19 protein-coding genes and 1 pseudogene are annotated in these 17,316 nt (G+C 35.2%); 6 read left to right on the forward strand and 14 right to left on the reverse strand.

What is annotated here, in order from left to right; genetic code table 11:
• Positions 1-49 precede the first annotated feature (49 nt).
• Positions 50-1,342 (reverse strand): GGDEF domain-containing protein, encoded by a 1,293-nt coding sequence (locus F8162_RS10410; RefSeq protein WP_151632905.1) that lies wholly within the window; start codon positions 1,340-1,342, stop codon positions 50-52.
• 331 nt (positions 1,343-1,673) lie between these two features.
• On the opposite strand from F8162_RS10410, the gene F8162_RS10415 reads away from it, so the two are divergent.
• From F8162_RS10415 to F8162_RS10425, 3 genes are all read left to right on the forward strand, one after another.
• Complete coding sequence (locus F8162_RS10415; protein WP_151632907.1) at positions 1,674-2,291, forward strand: nitroreductase family protein; 618 nt, start codon at positions 1,674-1,676, stop codon at positions 2,289-2,291.
• A gap of 288 nt (positions 2,292-2,579) precedes the next feature.
• A complete protein-coding gene (locus tag F8162_RS10420) occupies positions 2,580-2,798 on the forward strand; it encodes a hypothetical protein (RefSeq protein WP_000100487.1) in 219 nt (72 codons plus the stop codon).
• 195 nt (positions 2,799-2,993) lie between these two features.
• On the forward strand, positions 2,994-3,287 hold the full coding sequence (locus F8162_RS10425) for a DUF3915 family protein (RefSeq protein WP_151632909.1): 294 nt from the start codon (positions 2,994-2,996) through the stop codon (positions 3,285-3,287).
• A gap of 92 nt (positions 3,288-3,379) precedes the next feature.
• Here F8162_RS10425 and ptsP read toward each other — a convergent pair whose 3' ends face one another.
• The 4 genes from ptsP to glcT form a co-directional block, all read right to left on the reverse strand.
• The gene (gene ptsP, locus F8162_RS10430) at positions 3,380-5,092 is read right to left on the reverse strand and encodes a phosphoenolpyruvate--protein phosphotransferase (RefSeq protein ID WP_151632911.1); all 1,713 of its coding nucleotides are present in this window, start codon (positions 5,090-5,092) and stop codon (positions 3,380-3,382) included.
• Positions 5,092-5,355 (reverse strand): phosphocarrier protein HPr, encoded by a 264-nt coding sequence (ptsH, locus tag F8162_RS10435; protein WP_000411080.1) that lies wholly within the window; start codon positions 5,353-5,355, stop codon positions 5,092-5,094. The genes ptsP and ptsH overlap by 1 nt, the downstream gene beginning before the upstream one ends.
• A 135-nt stretch (positions 5,356-5,490) precedes the next feature.
• The gene (gene ptsG / locus F8162_RS10440; RefSeq protein WP_151632913.1) at positions 5,491-7,554 is read right to left on the reverse strand and encodes a PTS glucose transporter subunit IIABC; all 2,064 of its coding nucleotides are present in this window, start codon (positions 7,552-7,554) and stop codon (positions 5,491-5,493) included.
• A 339-nt stretch (positions 7,555-7,893) separates the two neighbouring features.
• Positions 7,894-8,742, reverse strand: coding sequence for a glucose PTS transporter transcription antiterminator GlcT (gene glcT, locus F8162_RS10445; RefSeq protein WP_098667429.1), 849 nt, complete (start codon positions 8,740-8,742; stop codon positions 7,894-7,896).
• A gap of 165 nt (positions 8,743-8,907) precedes the next feature.
• Between glcT and F8162_RS10450 the strand changes: the two genes are divergently transcribed.
• Entirely contained in the window at positions 8,908-9,714 is an 807-nt protein-coding gene (locus F8162_RS10450) for an HAD family hydrolase (RefSeq protein ID WP_151632915.1), read from the forward strand.
• A gap of 70 nt (positions 9,715-9,784) precedes the next feature.
• Here F8162_RS10450 and phnF read toward each other — a convergent pair whose 3' ends face one another.
• From phnF to scpA, 6 genes are all read right to left on the reverse strand, one after another.
• Positions 9,785-10,516, reverse strand: a complete 732-nt coding sequence (gene phnF, locus F8162_RS10455; protein ID WP_002194085.1) for a phosphonate metabolism transcriptional regulator PhnF — start codon at positions 10,514-10,516, stop codon at positions 9,785-9,787.
• A complete protein-coding gene (gene nagB, locus F8162_RS10460; protein ID WP_151632917.1) occupies positions 10,446-11,234 on the reverse strand; it encodes a glucosamine-6-phosphate deaminase in 789 nt (262 codons plus the stop codon). Before nagB ends, phnF begins: the two co-directional genes overlap by 71 nt.
• A gap of 4 nt (positions 11,235-11,238) precedes the next feature.
• Positions 11,239-12,381 (reverse strand): N-acetylglucosamine-6-phosphate deacetylase, encoded by a 1,143-nt coding sequence (nagA, locus tag F8162_RS10465; protein WP_098092847.1) that lies wholly within the window; start codon positions 12,379-12,381, stop codon positions 11,239-11,241.
• 207 nt (positions 12,382-12,588) lie between these two features.
• Positions 12,589-13,491, reverse strand: coding sequence for a ComEC/Rec2 family competence protein (locus F8162_RS10470; RefSeq protein ID WP_151632919.1), 903 nt, complete (start codon positions 13,489-13,491; stop codon positions 12,589-12,591).
• Between the two features lie 78 nt (positions 13,492-13,569).
• Positions 13,570-14,142, reverse strand: a complete 573-nt coding sequence (gene scpB, locus F8162_RS10475) for a segregation/condensation protein ScpB (RefSeq protein WP_151632921.1) — start codon at positions 14,140-14,142, stop codon at positions 13,570-13,572.
• 158 nt (positions 14,143-14,300) lie between these two features.
• Positions 14,301-15,044, reverse strand: coding sequence for a segregation/condensation protein A (gene scpA, locus F8162_RS10485; RefSeq protein ID WP_001199757.1), 744 nt, complete (start codon positions 15,042-15,044; stop codon positions 14,301-14,303).
• Positions 15,045-15,213: 169 nt separating this feature from the next.
• Between scpA and F8162_RS10490 the strand changes: the two genes are divergently transcribed.
• Together F8162_RS10490 and F8162_RS10495 are read left to right on the forward strand one after the other, a co-directional pair.
• Positions 15,214-15,309 carry a YjcZ family sporulation protein gene (locus F8162_RS10490; RefSeq protein WP_000510194.1) on the forward strand — a complete coding sequence of 32 codons (96 nt, stop codon included), beginning with the start codon at positions 15,214-15,216 and terminating at the stop codon, positions 15,307-15,309.
• Between the two features lie 97 nt (positions 15,310-15,406).
• Positions 15,407-15,925 carry a DUF309 domain-containing protein gene (locus tag F8162_RS10495; RefSeq protein ID WP_151632924.1) on the forward strand — a complete coding sequence of 173 codons (519 nt, stop codon included), beginning with the start codon at positions 15,407-15,409 and terminating at the stop codon, positions 15,923-15,925.
• A 20-nt stretch (positions 15,926-15,945) separates the two neighbouring features.
• Here F8162_RS10495 and ribT read toward each other — a convergent pair whose 3' ends face one another.
• The 3 genes and pseudogenes from ribT to F8162_RS10510 form a co-directional block, all read right to left on the reverse strand.
• The gene (gene ribT / locus F8162_RS10500; protein ID WP_000908397.1) at positions 15,946-16,314 is read right to left on the reverse strand and encodes a GNAT family N-acetyltransferase RibT; all 369 of its coding nucleotides are present in this window, start codon (positions 16,312-16,314) and stop codon (positions 15,946-15,948) included.
• A 67-nt stretch (positions 16,315-16,381) separates the two neighbouring features.
• Positions 16,382-16,565 (reverse strand): annotated as a pseudogene (locus F8162_RS29055) (hypothetical protein).
• Between the two features lie 220 nt (positions 16,566-16,785).
• Positions 16,786-17,223, reverse strand: a complete 438-nt coding sequence (locus F8162_RS10510) for a peptidylprolyl isomerase (protein WP_000853785.1) — start codon at positions 17,221-17,223, stop codon at positions 16,786-16,788.
• Positions 17,224-17,316 lie beyond the last annotated feature (93 nt).

Raw genomic sequence — 17,316 nt, forward strand, 5'->3', positions numbered from 1 at the left:
TTCTATTATCGAACAATAAAAAAAAATCGCAACAATTTGTTGCGAAAAATCACTTTTTTTCTTTTCTATATACGCATACTTGATTTTTTCCATTTTTTTTCGCTTCATATAATGCAATATCCGCTCGTTGCATTAATTCTTCTCTTGTAATCCCTTTTTCATATAATGCAACTCCAAAACTCGCTGTTAATTTCGAAATTCCTGAGAATTGCTTTGTTTCAATGAAAAATCGTAATGATTCCGCAACCTGAAATGCTTCTTTTTCTACTGTATTCGTTACTAATATAATAAATTCTTCGCCTCCCCACCTTGCAAATACATGTTGCTGCTCCACTTTAGATTTCATAAGCTCTGCAAGCTGAATTAACGCTAAGTCACCAAAATCATGGCCATATGTGTCATTTACTGTTTTAAAATTATCTATATCAAATAAAATAAGTGCTATGTTTTCATTATTACGTATCGCATTATCCCATTCTACTTCTAGTATTTGTTGGAATTTCAAACGATTATAAATCTCCGTTAACGAATCTATCATAGCAAGCCTTTCTTGTTCTTGATAGATTTCATCTAATTCTGTAATCTCTGTACACTTTACAATAAATCTCGATAAATCTTCTGGCAATGGTGTCGCACGTAATAAAAAAGTTGACACTTCCCCTTCATAGTTGGACATCTTAATTCTTCTATCATATGCTAATGTATCATCTAACCATGTTATATCATGAGTTGTTGAATAGTATCCATTTTCTCTAATAAAATGTTCAGCAAATACTAAATGTTGCTCACGATAGGCGAACAAATTTTCATAGCCAAAAAACTCTAAAAAATTTGTATTGCAATCAACAATCTCATCGTCTTCTACTATGAATAATAGATCATTTCGAAAATCAAACATCGTTTGAAGTAGTTCTTGTTGCAAACTTACTTGTCGCACTAAAGAAAGCTGATACAAACTTTTATTCACTTCCTCTAACACCATTTGTGGAGTCACAGGGGCTATCACAATATTACGGATCCCTAACGTAAGCACCTCTGTAAACTCACTGGTTATTTGTTGATCCCAAATGACAATAAAAGTACTCTGTGGATTATACATATTCTTAATATATTTTATTTGAGAAAAATCTGTTACATACATAATTACAATATGTGGTTTAGTCCTCTGAAACAACAATTCTCCTTCTTCAAAACTATTTGCTATAAACATACATTTTGGATGGATATTTTCTATCGTTTGTTGATGTGTACATCCATTTTCTATATAAAGGACATTTAACTGAAGATCTTGTAATACATTTTGGAAAACCGTATTCTCTAATAAAAAATGTAGTATGTTCATCACTAGTCTTCACTCACTTCATATATCTTGTTCTACTGAATTCCTCACAAACATTTTATAAAAGACTGTTCTTTAAAAATTTTAATGAGTGAGGGATACATGTTAACAAGCTCATTAAGAATGTTATCTTCGCTTTTTCACTCTATAAATTCCTTTTTTAGTGTATGATTATAGGAATTGTATCGTTTGTATGAATGCCCTAGCTCCCACTTTAAAACTTGACAATTAAAATCAATATATTATATTCTTAAATTCGATAACTTACAAAATGTAAGTAGTATATATTACATGTATTTTTTCATTATTTGATATGTAATTTGGAGGATATATAATGACAAACGCTAACTTTTTTAATGTTCTATATGAACGCACATCTACACGTGCGTTCAACCCAGAGAAAGAAATTTCATCTACGGAGTTACACGAGATTTTAAAGGGAGCTGCTCAAGCACCTTCTGCTTGGAACTTGCAACACTGGAAATTCCTTGTATTCCAAGGTGAAGATGTACAGAAACGATTACATCCAATTGCTTATAACCAGCAACAAATTCTTGATGCTTCTGCTGTAGTCGCTATTTTAGGTGATTTAGAAGCTTATAAAAACGTCGAACCAGTTTATGGTCCAATTGTAGAACAAGGATTTATGAAAGAAGAAGCAAAAGAGCGCTTAGCTAAAAATATTGAGTCTGCATATGCTCGTGAGCAATTCCCAAGAGATGCTGCCTTTTCAAATGCATCTTTAGCAGCGATGCAACTTATGCTTGCAGCTAAAGCAACTGGCTGGGATACTTGCGCTATTGGTGGTTTCAACCCACAAGCACTTACAGAAGAATTCAATGTCTCATCCCGCTACGTACCAATTATGCTTATTACAATTGGTGAATCAACTTTAAAAGGTCACCCTGCACCACGAATGAGCGTAGAGCAAGTGAGTGAATGGGCAAAATAATAAAGTGAAACTTTAATCAATGTGAGGGTCTTACTGCCCGTTAATACAAGAAAAAAAGAAACGAAGGTAATTTCATTACCTTCGTTTCTTTTTTTCTGTTACACATCCGTAATATTACAATGTATTATTCGACATCTACGCATAGAGAAATAGTAATTTTTATGCTATTTCTCTAAATATAAATGACGTTTCGTGTCGAATTTTGTTAAATCACCGAAATATAACCGTGTGTTTTTGTTACAATTATGATACAATGATAACAAATAGATAACAAGAGAGGGATTTTCATTGAGTTCATACGGAAGCTTTATTGCACTTTTATGTTACATAGTAACTGTACTGCTTCTATATTTTATTGGCGATGCTGCAAACATTTCAGTATTACAATTTCCCAAAGAAGAAGCGTTCCAATTAGAATCAGAAAAACATACTGCACGATCCATTGTACCACTACTCTTAGCTCTTCCTGTATATATCATCGTTTTATATAAAAGTAAAAAAGTGTAAAGGCTACCTATTTCATTCATTTCGGTGGTCTTTACATTTTTTGTGATACTTCCCCTATCTTAAACATCATTCCCTACTAAATACCGACCTAGTCTTTTAAAATGAGAAAATCCCCTAGAAAAAATTCCACGCTCTGTCCAATCACCAACTACCGAACTTACATAGATTATAAGTGTGAAGGGGGTGATGAGGATTATGTTTGGATCATTTGGATGCTGTGATAACTTTAGAGACTGTCATCATCGTGAAAGAGATTGTGACCATCGTGAGAAAGAGAAAGAGGTAGTTAGACCACAACGCCCTGCGGTATGTAACTTGCTTGCTAACATATCTGTAGGAACAGAAATTACCAGTTTAATTGTTAGAGATATTGTCGACCCATTTGCTGCGGTAGTATTTGAAGGTTTTGCTAATGGTGTTGCTCTTTTCTCAACTGGTGAGGGTCTTTTACGTGTATGCCCAACTGATATTGTTGCAATCGTTATCTAGTCCTGTACTTTATTATCGTAACAAATTAACTTTTATTTTTTCTATAGAAAAAACCTGAGACCGATTTCAAATCGACTCAGGTTTTTTATTGATTATATGCTTTTAACTAGTTCAACAACTTCTTCAGCAGTTGACATCATTAATGCTTTTTCTGCTAATGTTTCCATTTCTACTTTTGACAACTTGCTTAGTTGTGTTCTTGCAGGAAGAATAGATGTTGCACTCATACTGAACTCATCTAAACCTAATCCTAATAATAATGGGATAGCAAGTGAATCTCCTGCCATCTCACCACACATACCAGCCCATTTGCCTTCTTTATGAGCAGCATCGATAACCATTTTTACAAGACGTAAAATAGATGGGTTATACGGTTGGTATAAGTAAGCTACTTGTTCGTTCATACGGTCTGCAGCCATTGTGTATTGGATTAAGTCATTTGTTCCGATAGAGAAGAAATCAACTTCTTTTGCAAATTGATCTGCTAATACTGCAGAAGCTGGGATTTCAACCATCATACCCACTTCAATAGAATCAGAAACAGTTGTACCCGCTTCTACAAGTTTCGCTTTCTCTTCTAATAAGATTGCTTTCGCTTGACGGAACTCATCAAGAGTTGCAATCATTGGGAACATAATTTTTAAGTTACCGTATACGCTAGCACGAAGTAATGCACGAAGTTGTGTACGGAACACATCTTGCTCATCAAGACATAAGCGAATTGCACGGTATCCTAAGAATGGGTTCATTTCTTTTGGTAAATGTAAGTATGGAAGCTCTTTATCTCCACCGATATCAAGTGTACGAACAACAACAGGTTGACCTTCTTTTACACCTTCAAGAACTGCTTTATACGCTTCGAACTGCTCTTCTTCTGTTGGAAGATTGTCACGGCCCATGTATAAGAATTCTGTACGGTATAAACCAACGCCTTCTCCGCCATTATCGATAATACCTTGTACATCATTTGGTGTTCCGATATTTGCAACAAGCTCAACGTGATGTCCATCACTTGTTACAGTAGCTTGGTCTTTTAATTTTGCCCATTCAGTTTTTTGCTCTTCAAATTTCGCTTTCTTTTCTTCAAAAGAACGAAGGGTTTCTTCTGATGGATTTACAATTACTTCTCCATCTAAACCGTCGATGATTACGATATCGCCGTTTTGGATTTCCTCCATAACAACTTTCGTACCAACAACAGCTGGAATTTCCATAGAACGAGCCATAATTGCAGAGTGAGATGTACGGCCACCGATATCAGTTGTAAAACCTTTTGCATACTTACGGTTTAACTGAGCTGTATCAGATGGTGTTAAATCTTCAGCAATGATGATTACTTCTTCAGAAATTGTACCAGGGTTTGAGAAGTTAATGCCTAGTAAATGTGCAAGAACACGTTTTGTTACGTCACGAATGTCCGCAGCACGTTCTTTCATATATTCGTTATCCATGTTTTCAAACATAGAAATAAACATTGATGCAACTTCATCCATTGCAAATTCAGCATTTACTTTTTCGCTATTTACTTTATCTTTTACTGGGTTTACTAGTTCTGGATCATTTAACACTAATAAATGTGCTTCAAAGATCGCAGCTTTATCAGCACCCAGCTCAGCAAAAGCATGGTCCTTAATAGCTTCTAATTCAGTTTTTGCTTTCTCAAGCGCAGCGTCTAAGCGTGCAATTTCAGCAGCTTCGTTTGTAATTGATTTCTTTTCGATGTTAAATTCAGGATTCTCAAGTCTGAAAGCCTTTGCAATAGCAATCCCACTTGATGCAGCGATCCCTTGAATGTTAAGAGTCATTATTCTCCTAATCCTTCGTTTTTCATAGTTTCTTCGATAGCTGCTAGTGCTTGAGCTGCATCATCACCATTTGCAGTGATTTTAATTTCTGCGTTTTGTTGAATGCCTAAAGACATAACGCCCATGATTGATTTTAAGTTAACGTTCTTTCCGTTATACTCTAAGTTAATATCAGAACCAAATTTGCTTGCAGTGTTTACAAGTAGAGTTGCTGGACGAGCATGAATTCCTGAGTCGCTAGTTACTTTAAAGATTTTTTCCATGATAATTTATCTCCTTTAAATTACAGTATTTTTTAGTTGTATAGACGTGAGTACTACATCATCTATTGTATATAATAGGCGATGTTCGGTCAACCACATCGCCTATTATAATTATAAACATTTTGCGTCAAATTCCTATTGAATGTCAATAATAGCGTTTTCGCCCTTCTTAACATTTCCATCTTTTTTCAATTCGACTTGTTGCCCTTGTTGTAAATTCGTAAAGACAATTGGTGTAATAATAGATGGTGCATTTTCTTTTACAAATGCAAGATCTACTTTTAATAATGGTTGTCCTTGTTTCACTTTGTCGCCTTGTGCTACAAGTGCTTCAAAACCTTCACCATTTAATTTTACTGTATCAATACCGAAGTGGATTAAAATTTCTTTTCCACCTTCAGATTGAATACCAATCGCATGCTTCGTAGGGAATACGTTTACGATTTCACCGTTAACTGGAGAAACTACTGTTCCTTCTGTTGGTTCGATTGCAAATCCGTCTCCCATCATTTTTCCTGAGAATACTTGATCAGGTACTTCTGTAATCGGTAAGATTTTCCCTTCAATTGGTGAAACGATTGTTTCATTTTCATCAACTTTTTGAGGAGCTTCTTCTACTTTTACAGCCTCTTCTTTTTCAACATGAGGTGTACGACCTGACATAATATCATGAATTTGTGATTTTAATGTGTCAGATTTCGGTCCAAAAATAGCTTGAATGTTATTTCCAACTTCAAGTACACCAGCTGCTCCAAGCTCTTTTAAGCGATCTTTGTTTACATTCTTTTGTTCGTTAACTTGAACACGTAAACGAGTAATACAAGCGTCTAAAGAAGCAATGTTTTCTTTACCACCAAGTGCTACTAATACTTCACGTGGAAGTTCTCCTGCTTCTGTTTTACCTGCGCCGTCATTCGCATTTGCTACTTCACGACCAGGTGTTTTTAAATCCCATTTACGGATTGCAAAGCGGAATCCGAAGTAGTAAATAACTGCTAGCACAAGACCAACAATAATTACCCACCACCATGCTGTACGGCCTGGTAGTACACCGAATAACATAAAGTCGATTAAACCACCAGAGAATGTCATACCAATTTTAACACCTAAAATTTGCATTGTCATAAATGATAGACCAGCGAATACTGCATGAATTCCGAATAGTACTGGTGCTACGAATAGGAATGAAAATTCAAGTGGTTCTGTAATACCTGTTAAGAAAGATGTTAATGCAGCAGAGCCTAAAATACCAGCTGCTAATTTTTTATTTTCAGGACGTGCTTCATGGTACATTGCTAATGCTGCTGCTGGAAGACCGAACATCATGAACGGATACTTACCAGTTGTAAATGTACCTGCTGTTAATTCTACACCGTCTTTTAACTGTGCCATAAAGATTTTTTGGTCACCACGGATTAATTCGCCAGCTGCATTTGTGTACTGACCGAATTCGAACCAGAACGGTGAATAGAAAATGTGATGTAATCCAAATGGAATTAATGAACGTTCAATTAAACCGAATATGAATGCTGCTAATGTTCTATTTGCATCAATCATTTGATGTGAGAACGTATTTAAGCCACCTTGAATGTATGGCCAAATGAAACACATGATTATACCTACTACTAAAGAGAATGTTGCAGTTGCGATCGGTACGAAACGCTTACCTGCGAAGAAACCTAAGTATGATGGTAATTCAATATTGAAGTATTTATTGTAGCAATATGCCGCTACTATACCGACGATAATACCACCAAACACTCCCGTTTGTAGCGTTGGAATTCCTAATACGTTTGCATATGCTGGATCTGTAAATCCAATTTTTACTGGGTCTGCTCCAGAACTTGTTACTTTCACTAGCTTATCTACTTCTAAGAACACACTCATCGTTTTGTTCATAATTAAGTAGCCGACGAACGCTGCTAATCCAGCTACTCCGTCTCCACCAGCTAAACCAATTGCTACCCCAACTGCGAATAATAATGCAAGGTTAGCGAAAATGATATCACCAGATTGTTCCATAATTTTTGCTACCATTACGAACCAATCTGCTTTTAAAGCAGGAATAACATTTGTTAACTGTGGATTTTGAAATGCATTACCAAATCCAAGTAAAATACCTGCTGCCGGTAAAATCGCTACTGGAAGCATTAACGCTTTTCCGACTTTTTGAAGAACACCAAAGATCTTCTTAAACATGGAAACCCTTCCTCTCTTATCTATATTGATACCTTCCGACAAACGCCAAAAAGACATGAGGAAAAAAAGATAGAACGATAGCTATACAAAGGGTAGTATATCCCTTTCTCTAGCTTACATTCCTTGCTTTTCTCCACTCATGCCTGATCGAATCAGTAACACGTGTCAAAAATAGGTTTACGTATAAGTTCACTATAATTAAGGCAAACGTTTTCGTTACTTACCTTAATGTGTTTGTCGAAATTTGTATAACTTTGCAATAGTTATTATACATAACTATTGTAAGCGATTCAATGATTTTTTTTAACGTTTTCATTTTAGACAAAAATATATGTCTTTTTACACATGCTCTGCTTTCACTAAGCGCTGCAGGTGCATCGTTAAATATATGCTCTCTGCTTCATACACAGGAAGTTGCAATTCTTTTTGCATGACCTTAACTAGCTTCCAAGCTAAATTATAACAGACAGGATATTCTGCCTTTAATAAATCAGCAAAACTTTGTGATTCCTCTACTTTTTCCCCTTTTTTTACCCGTTCAATTGCATATTGTAAATGACGGATAAGGCGTAAATAGTGGATACTTTCTTGGTCTAATGTAATTTGTAAGTTTGTCTCAATTAAAGATACAAGCTGTGCAATGAGACGGGAGTTTTGATTAACTGAAGATAAATCTGAATTTGTAAGCGAACTGTAAATATGGAGTGCAATAAAACCAATTTCTCCTTCTGGCAATGTAATTTGTAAACGAGAATTTAAAAGGTCTACAACACCTTCAGCAATTTCATATTCCTCTGGATAGAGCATTTTCGTTTCAACTAAAAAAGGATTATCAATTGTAAGCCCTTGCTTTAATCGCTTAATTGCAAAAGAAATATGATCTGTTAAAGCGATATGAATATGTTCATTTAATGGTGATTTTGCTTTTTCTTGAATATAGAACATAATATCATTCATTAATTCAATTAATTTTTCACTCACATGTGGCACTAACAGTTTGTATTGTTCACGATCACGTTCATTTTTTAAAACAAACATTTTTTCAATTTGTTCTTGCTCCAATACATCTTTCGCTTTTTTCCCAAAGCCAATTCCTTTACCAATCACTACTACTTCCTCGTGTTCAGGATGGCTAGCAATGATGACATTATTGTTTAAAACTTTTTTAATTTCTAGATAATTACTCATATAACACCACCCTCGTACTTAAATAGCCTGCTTTTATGTTACAGAACATCCTTCTTTGTCGTCAATGTAAAACATCTACCATTTCATAAAAATTCATTTTTTAGACATGTTTATATATGATGCGTATAATGTAAGAGCAACTGTACATAGAAAGGAGATAACAACATGATTAAAATGTTTGTAAGTGATATCGATGGTACAATGATGCAACACGGAGGGTTAATTGACGAACAAGATATTGCAGCACTTCGCAGTCTCGCTGAGCAAAATGTTATTCTTTGTTTCGCTTCTGGCCGACTTGATAATGAAATTGCAAATTTAATGCAAACTGTAAATACAAATTTCCACCGTATTAGTGTCAATGGTGTTTTTGTATACACACACGAAAATAAGCAACTATTATCTGCAACTTTTGATTCCAGTATTCTTCCTGATTTGCTAGCGATGACAAATGAAGATCCTTATTTTCGTTATGTAAGTGATGAACATAATTATTACATTGAAGAGAAAACACCGTTTATTCATGAACTTGAACAACAAGTAACAATGACTTCCGTTGAAGAACCGCATCTATTAGAAAAAATTGATGATACTATTTTCCCAAATAAAATCTCTGTCGGCGGAACAAAGGAAAGTTTACAACTCCTTCAGAAAAAAATTGATGAAAAATTCCATGGAAAAGTTAGTACCTTCATTTCAGCAGAACAATGTTTAGATGTAATGCCACCTAATATTAGTAAAGGTTCTGCTATTTCTGTTTTATTACAAGAATTTCAAATACAACCAGAGGAAATTGCTTGCATAGGGGATTCTTATAATGATATTCCAATGTTTTCTTTAACTCCTCACAGTTTTGCTATGTCTCAAGCTGATGACGCAGTAAAAGAACACGCTCACTATGTAGTAAATACAGTTAAAGATGCTGTTAACCACGTAATTGCTCATAATAAAAATACGACTCACTCCTTGTAAGGATGAGTCGTATTTTTTCTTTACATGTTAAACAATTTAACATTAACTGTACTTCACAAACTGAAATATATTATTTGTTACGTGCGATATTTGTAATAAACTTATAACGATCCCCACGATAAATACATTTCACATACTCTAACGGTACTTCACCTTCTGAATATGACCATTGACGCATTACAAGCACTGGCGCCTTTTTAGGAATATGCAGATGTTCAGCTTCATTATCCGTTGCAATTGAAGCTTCAATTGATTGAGTAGCGCTAACAAGTTTAAAGCCCAGTTTTTTCTCTAAATGTTCATATAAAGATTGTTGCAATATTTCTTCGTTAATATCTTTTACAAGAGCTGGCGACAAATATGTCGTCTCAAAAGCAATCGGTTCATCATCAGCTAAGCGAATACGCCTCACTTCATAAACCGACTCTCCCTCCTGTATTCTCAACCGGTCTGCTATTTTCGCAGTAGCTGGAACTAGGCGGAAACTAAGTAATTGACTACTTGGGTTCATCCCACGAGAAATCATATCTTCTGTGAATCCCGTCATTCCTTGCAATTTTTGTTCCACTTTCGGAAGTTGGACAAACGTACCGATTCCACGTTTCCGATATAAATAACCTTGTTCCACTAAATTATTAATCGCCTGTCTGATTGTCATACGACTCACTTCGAACTTATCGCAAAGTTCATTCTCAGATGGGATTTTATCTCCCGGCTTCCATTCGCCGTCCTCAATTAGCTGTTTCACCCACTCTTGAATCTGATAATAGATCGGAAATGGTGAATACTTGTCGATGTTCATCAGCAATCGCCTCACTGCATAAAGATAGAGCTTCTTGATCAGCGATTACGGTTACATTCGGATGACGTTGTAAAACTGTAGCAGGACACGCTTCACTATATTCACCTTGCAATAATTCTTTAACAGCTTCTGCCTTTTTAGAACCCATAGCAACAAGTAGAATTTGTTTCGCTTTCATAATGCTTCCGATTCCCATTGTAATCGCATGAGTTGGCACATCTTCTTCTTTTTCGAAGAAGCGAAGGTTTGCTTGGCGTGTAGATTCTGTTAATTCAACAATGTTTGTTGGAGAATTAAACAGTGTTCCTGGTTCGTTAAATCCGATGTGACCGTTTTCACCGATTCCAAGAATCTGTAGGTCAACTGGGTTAGCAGCTAGAATGCCCTCGTAACGTTTGCACTCTTCCTCTAAATCACTTGCCATCCCGTTTGGTACATAAGTTTGTTTAAATGGAAGATGATCAAACAACTGTTCTTGCATGAAATAGTGATAGCTGTTTTTATCTTCATGTGGTAAATTTACGTACTCATCTAAGTTTACAGTGGTTACACGGCTTGTATCAAGTTTATTTTTTCGCATTTCTGCATAAATACCTAATGGAGAGCTTCCTGTAGCCATTCCTAATGTTGGATTTTCTTTTGTTTTTACAACTTCTTCAATTAATTTATAACCTGCTTCTGCTAGTTCTTCTGGATTTTTTACAACAAGAATATTCATTTAATTACTTCCCTTCCTTCATATGAATTCCTAAACGAACCGTATCATATACATGTAAATCTTCATTCATCACAACAAAGTCTGCATCTTTTCCTACCGCTAATGCACCTTTATGATTTAATCCAAACTCTTCTGCTTGGTTAACTGATGTCATCAGTACTGCATCTTCGATTGAACAACCTGTAAATTCAATTACATTTCGGAAAGCTTGATCCATTTTTAGAATACTACCAGCTAACGTTCCATCTTCTAATCGAGCACTACCATCTTTTACATGTACTGGCTGTCCGCCAAGCTCATATAATCCTTCTTCAAGACCTTTTGCACGCATTGCGTCAGTAATAACACTTACTTTTTTCGGTCCTTTTAATTTATATGCTAATTTCACCATATCAGGGTGAATATGAATACCATCTGTAATTACTTCAACCATTACATCTGGATTTAATAACACATGACCAACAACTCCTGGTTCACGGTGATGTAATCCACGCATTTGATTGTATAAATGCGTTGCATGTGTAATGTTTCTATTTTTTAGTTGCGCATCAATTGCATCTGTATGCCCCATTGTGCCAACAACACCAGTTTCAGCAAGATACTGCTCAAACTCTAATGCACCTTCTTCTTCAGGTGCATATGTTACTAATTTAATCAGATTCCCGCTTGCTTCCTGCCATTGTTTAAATTGTTCAATATTCGCAGGAACAATATGTTCAAGTGGTTGTGCACCTGCACGTTTTTTTGAAACATACGGTCCTTCTAAGTGAATATATTCGAAATGTGCTCCTTTTTCTTTCGCTTCCTTTGCAGCATGTAGTGCCGCTTCGATTGCTTCTGGAGCTTGTGTCATTGTTGTTGGAAAGTAAGTTGTAACTCCTTCTTTTAACATTTCTTTACCTAGAGTTACTAATCCATCGCTATTTGCATCCATCGCATCAATATCGTATCCACCATGAATATGAACATCAATCATACCTGGAATCACAATCTTCCCTGCCGCATCTAAAACCGCTTCATTTTCTTGTGATACATATTGAGCCATCAAACCAATTTCTTTAATTGTTTCTGCGTAACGAATAAATCCGTTTTCCACTACTTCTTGACCTGTATAAATTTTGGCATTGATGACAACTTGCGTTTTCATTTTCATCGATCCTTTCCCATGAAATACCTACTTGTTATTATTACCTTATTCGCCTAATTCCATCTTAATATATGCACGAGTAGTTGTCTATACATTCGAATGAAATTTCCTCTTTGTTTAACAAAAAGGAAACTTAGTACGTCTCTTGCAATTATAATATATGTTATTCAGTTTTCCAAAAAGGGAGAATATCCCCTATCATATTACTCACTTAAGTAATGGCATTAATCCACTAGAGCCTATTGTAATATGCTCGCCGTCTGTTTCCATTTCTACTGTACGTTTATTTGTTCCATATATCATTATACCACGCTGTTTTAAACGTCTCACTACACTTTGATGCGGATGTCCATACGGATTTCTGCTCCCATATGAAAGAATCGCAAACTGTGGTTCTACTTTCTTTATAAACATTTCACTTGTTGAAGTATAGGAGCCATGATGTCCCACCTTTAACACATCTGCATGTACATCAAATTGCTTTAATATTTCAGTTTCCGTCCGCACATCAGCATCACCCATTAGTAAAAAATCCGCTTTCCCGTATCGTACCTTTAACACAATTGAAGATTCATTATTTTCATCTTTTGATTTCCCATTGTTTAATACTTGTATGGAAACATGCGGATCTAGCGGTATGTATTGTCCCTCTTTTACTGAAACGAAAGGAATTCCTCTTTTTTTAATATGATTCCGGTATGTGTGATAAGTAAAAGAACTATATGTTTTTCCACTATCTAATATAAGTGATACCGGCATTTGCTCGACAATCGGAATGAGTCCTCCAATGTGGTCCATATCAGGATGCGTACTGACGATAACATCTAAATGGTTAATCCCTTTTTCGATTAGTTTTTGAATGATAACCTCTCCAGCTTCATAAGGTCCCCCATCAATTAACATCGTTTGTCCATTTGGCAATGTAATAAGTGTCGCATCACCTTGCCCAACTTTTAAAAAACTCACTTTCATTTTTCCAAAATGTTGCCGCTGCATATGTAACGGAGACGCGGTATGAATAGACATCATATATCTTTTGGCCGATGCACTATTTAAAGAAAAGCATAACAAAACAGAAACTAACAATAAAATACTTCGCATACTTCTCATAACTCGTCTCCTTTTTTCAATTAGTATGGCACGGTATATAATTGATATACAAAAAAAGCTTAGCAAAATGCTAAGCTTTTATTTCGATATCTCCTGTAAAGAACCAAAGAATAAATCTGCTTCATTCATTTGTTCATTCTCTTCAGAAAGTGCTGGTAAATCATCTAATGTTTTCAATCCAAATGTATCCAAAAATTCTTTCGTTGTTCCATATAAAATAGGACGCCCTGGGCCTTCTGCTCTTCCCATTTCTTTTATAAGTAAGTGTGAAACTAACGTTTGTAGCGCCTTATCGGTTTTTACCCCTCTAATCTCTTCCATTTCAGTCCTTGTAATAGGTTGACGATATGCCACAATCGCTAATGTTTCTAAAGCAGCCTGAGAAAGTGAAGCCGCTGTTGGGATATCTATTAATTTTTGATAGTACGAAGCATGTTCTTTCTTTGTAGCAAAACGATATACTTTTGCATACTGTACAATTTGTAAACCGCGGTGTGCACCTTCACATTCTTCTTGCATTTCTTCTAAAATATCGATTACTTCATTTCCTTCAATTTCAAGCACTTTCGCTATTTGTTCTGGATAAATCCCTTCATCACCAGAAACAAATAAAAGCCCTTCAATGATTGATTTCTGTTCTTTTCTATCCATTTTACGAGCTCCTTCCTCCATTTTTCTCCATAAAAATACACATCAAAAAACCGAATCACAATCAATGCGTTCGGTTCAATATTTTTTCTCTTGTTCCAAACGATACATTCAAACCTAGCATGAGATATAATATTTCCATCCCATTTTCCATACTAACTCTATGCAGATTTAGTAGAGCTTGATACGAAAATTTCATCAAAATTATGTTCTTGTTCAATTATGATTTGTTGATTTTTCATAAGCTCAAGAACCGCTAAAAATGTTACAACCATTATTTCCCGTTCATCATCAACAAACAAATCATAAAAACTTTGACGACCACCTTGTATTTCTAACTGCTTTAAAATATCAATCATGCGCTTTTCAATTGGTATTTCTTGACGAGTAATACGTGTTGTTACAGGTTTCTTTGCTTTTTTACGGCGCATTAATTTTTGAAATGCCGCTAGCATATCATATAACGTAACATCAAGAGGCAAGTTTGTCTCCTCTTCTTGTTGCAATGATGTAAAATCAATTGGCGGACGTGTATATAGCTGTGCTCTTTCTTGTTCTCTTTCTTTTAGCTCAGTAGCAACTTGCTTATATTTCTTATATTCAATTAACCTCTCCATCAATTCTTGACGAGGATCATCTATAAAGTCATCACCGTTATCAAGTACATCTTCTTCATGTTTCGGCAACAACATTTTACTTTTAATTTGTAATAAAGTCGCAGCCATTACTAAATACTCACTTGCAACATCTAATTGTAGTTCTTTCATCGTGTGAACATAAGATAAATATTGCTCTGTAATTTCCGCTACAGGAATATTATATATATCAATTTCATAACGATGTATTAAATGTAACAATAAATCTAAAGGCCCTTCAAAAGCCTCTACTTTAAAATTATACTGCACAAAGCATCCCACCACATTTTTTCTATAACAACATAAGTATAGAGCATACTCATGTTCTATCCAACCTTTTTAAGAAATTTAATTAAAAATAGACCGATGCCTATGTCATCATGCCCACCGCTTCATATGATAACAGTGTAGTAAGAACAATGTAGGAGGTCAAAAAACTATGGGTCACGTTGATTGCGGTTTTAGCGGTGGGTTCGCATTACTTGTTGTATTGTTTATTTTACTAATTATTGTAGGGGCAGCTTGCTTCTGCTAATATGAACAATAACGACTAGGGAAAATTCCCTAGTCGTTTATTGTTCATATTTCTATGGTACACTTGTATTTATAACCGTTAAACAGGGGTGAAGAAAATGTATCCTACTGAATACATACAATTTTTAATTCATTTTCATGGAGATTATGATTATTTTGAATGTCACGAAATACTGGAAGAATATTGGAAAACAAAACCGCGAGAAAATCGTGATAATTATTTAGTCGGTCTTATTCAAATTGCAGTTTCTTTATACCATCAAAGACGCTCCAACTGGAATGGCTCAGAGAAGATGATGAAAGGCGCCATAACGATTTTAGAAAACAACAGTGCACCTTTACAACGTTTAGGAATAAATCAGACACAACTTCTATTCTTACTCAAGGATAGATTACAATCTATACAGAAAGAAGAAGGTTTTACGCCGTTATTTTTACCATTATCGGATACAGCATTAGAAAAGCATTGCATGGAATTATGTCAGAAACAAAATTTTCCTTGGAAGGACGTGAATGCTACTTCTAATGAATATATCATACATAAGCACACATTACGTGATCGAACAGAAGTCATCGCTGAACGAAACGAACAATTACAAAAAAGAAAGCAGAGATAATAAACTACTTATCTCTGCTTTCACGAATGTATATTTTGTTCCAGCCCTTTACACTTTTTGCAAAAACTTGCTGTTTGCTCATTTCCGCAAATTGTAAACTCAAGAAATTTACTCTTTAACTCTTGAACCATCTTCGTCCCAATACCCATATGACGGTGAGATGGGTTCACACTCAAATGCTGAATTTCCAACACTTGATTCTCTTTTTTTACAATCCCCATTATCCCAACAAAATCTTCGTTTTGTTTCCACAAATACAATTGCCAATCATCCTTTGCTTCATAATCTTTCATAGTCAATTGTAATGTTTTCACATCTTTTTCAGTTGGCATAAATGAAAGAAGCCCCATTGCAATCTTTTCATAACTTTTTTTAAAACGAATTAACATAACCCTTATCCCTTCTTACAAAAGTTACAAACTATTAATCCCCTCAACCACTCTTTTCATATCACATTCATTTTACAATATTTTCAACAGAGTGAGAAGAGGCTAAAACAACTTGATAATCATACAAAGCGAAAAGAAGAAAGTCAAATATATGTTTCAATACTATTTTTTCTAAGTAGATTAAAAAAAGAAACACTGTTATATGAAAGTAAAAAGAAACATCAGTTGCTCATTACCACTTCAATATTCATCACCTGAGAGCAAATGAATTCTAGCAAAATTAATTTAATAAAAAATATTTATTGAAACATGTAATCTAATGTATTCTATGTAATTTGGTAAAATTTTGTTCTCATAAGCGCCATATTTTCGCTACAATAACAGTACGACTTGTATCATATACTACAAACGAAATACCCATTCCTATTAAAAAAACAAAAAAGAGAGCCATAGCTCTCTTTTCCCATTAACTTACTCTTCCCAAACTTTAACTTCTTTCATTACATCGCCTTGACGCATGTTTAATACTGTTTCAATACCGCTTGTTGCTTTACCGAATACAGTATGTACACCATCTAAATGTGGTTGTGGCTCATGAACAACAAAGAATTGGCTACCGCCAGTGTTACGGCCAGCATGAGCCATAGAAAGTGACCCTACAAGGTGTCTATGAGGATTTCCATCAGTTTCACATGGGATAGAGTAGCCCGGGCCACCTGCACCTGTTCCTGTTGGATCTCCACCTTGGCTTACGAAGCCAGGAATAACGCGGTGGAATGTCACACCATCATAAAATCCTTGCTCTGCTAGTTTTTTAAAGTTTTCTACTGTTTTTGGTGCCTCTTCTGGGAAAAATTCTAAATCGATTTTTTCACCATTTTCCATTAATATGTATCCTAAAGTTTTCATACGTATATGTCTCCTTTCAACTATCTCAGCACTATATTACCACATTCATGACTAGAAACAAAAAGAATCCGACAATCTACATACTTCTTTTTT

This window comes from Bacillus sp. CH140a_4T (genome assembly GCF_008923725.1).
Classification (GTDB): Bacteria; Bacillota; Bacilli; order Bacillales; family Bacillaceae_G; genus Bacillus_A.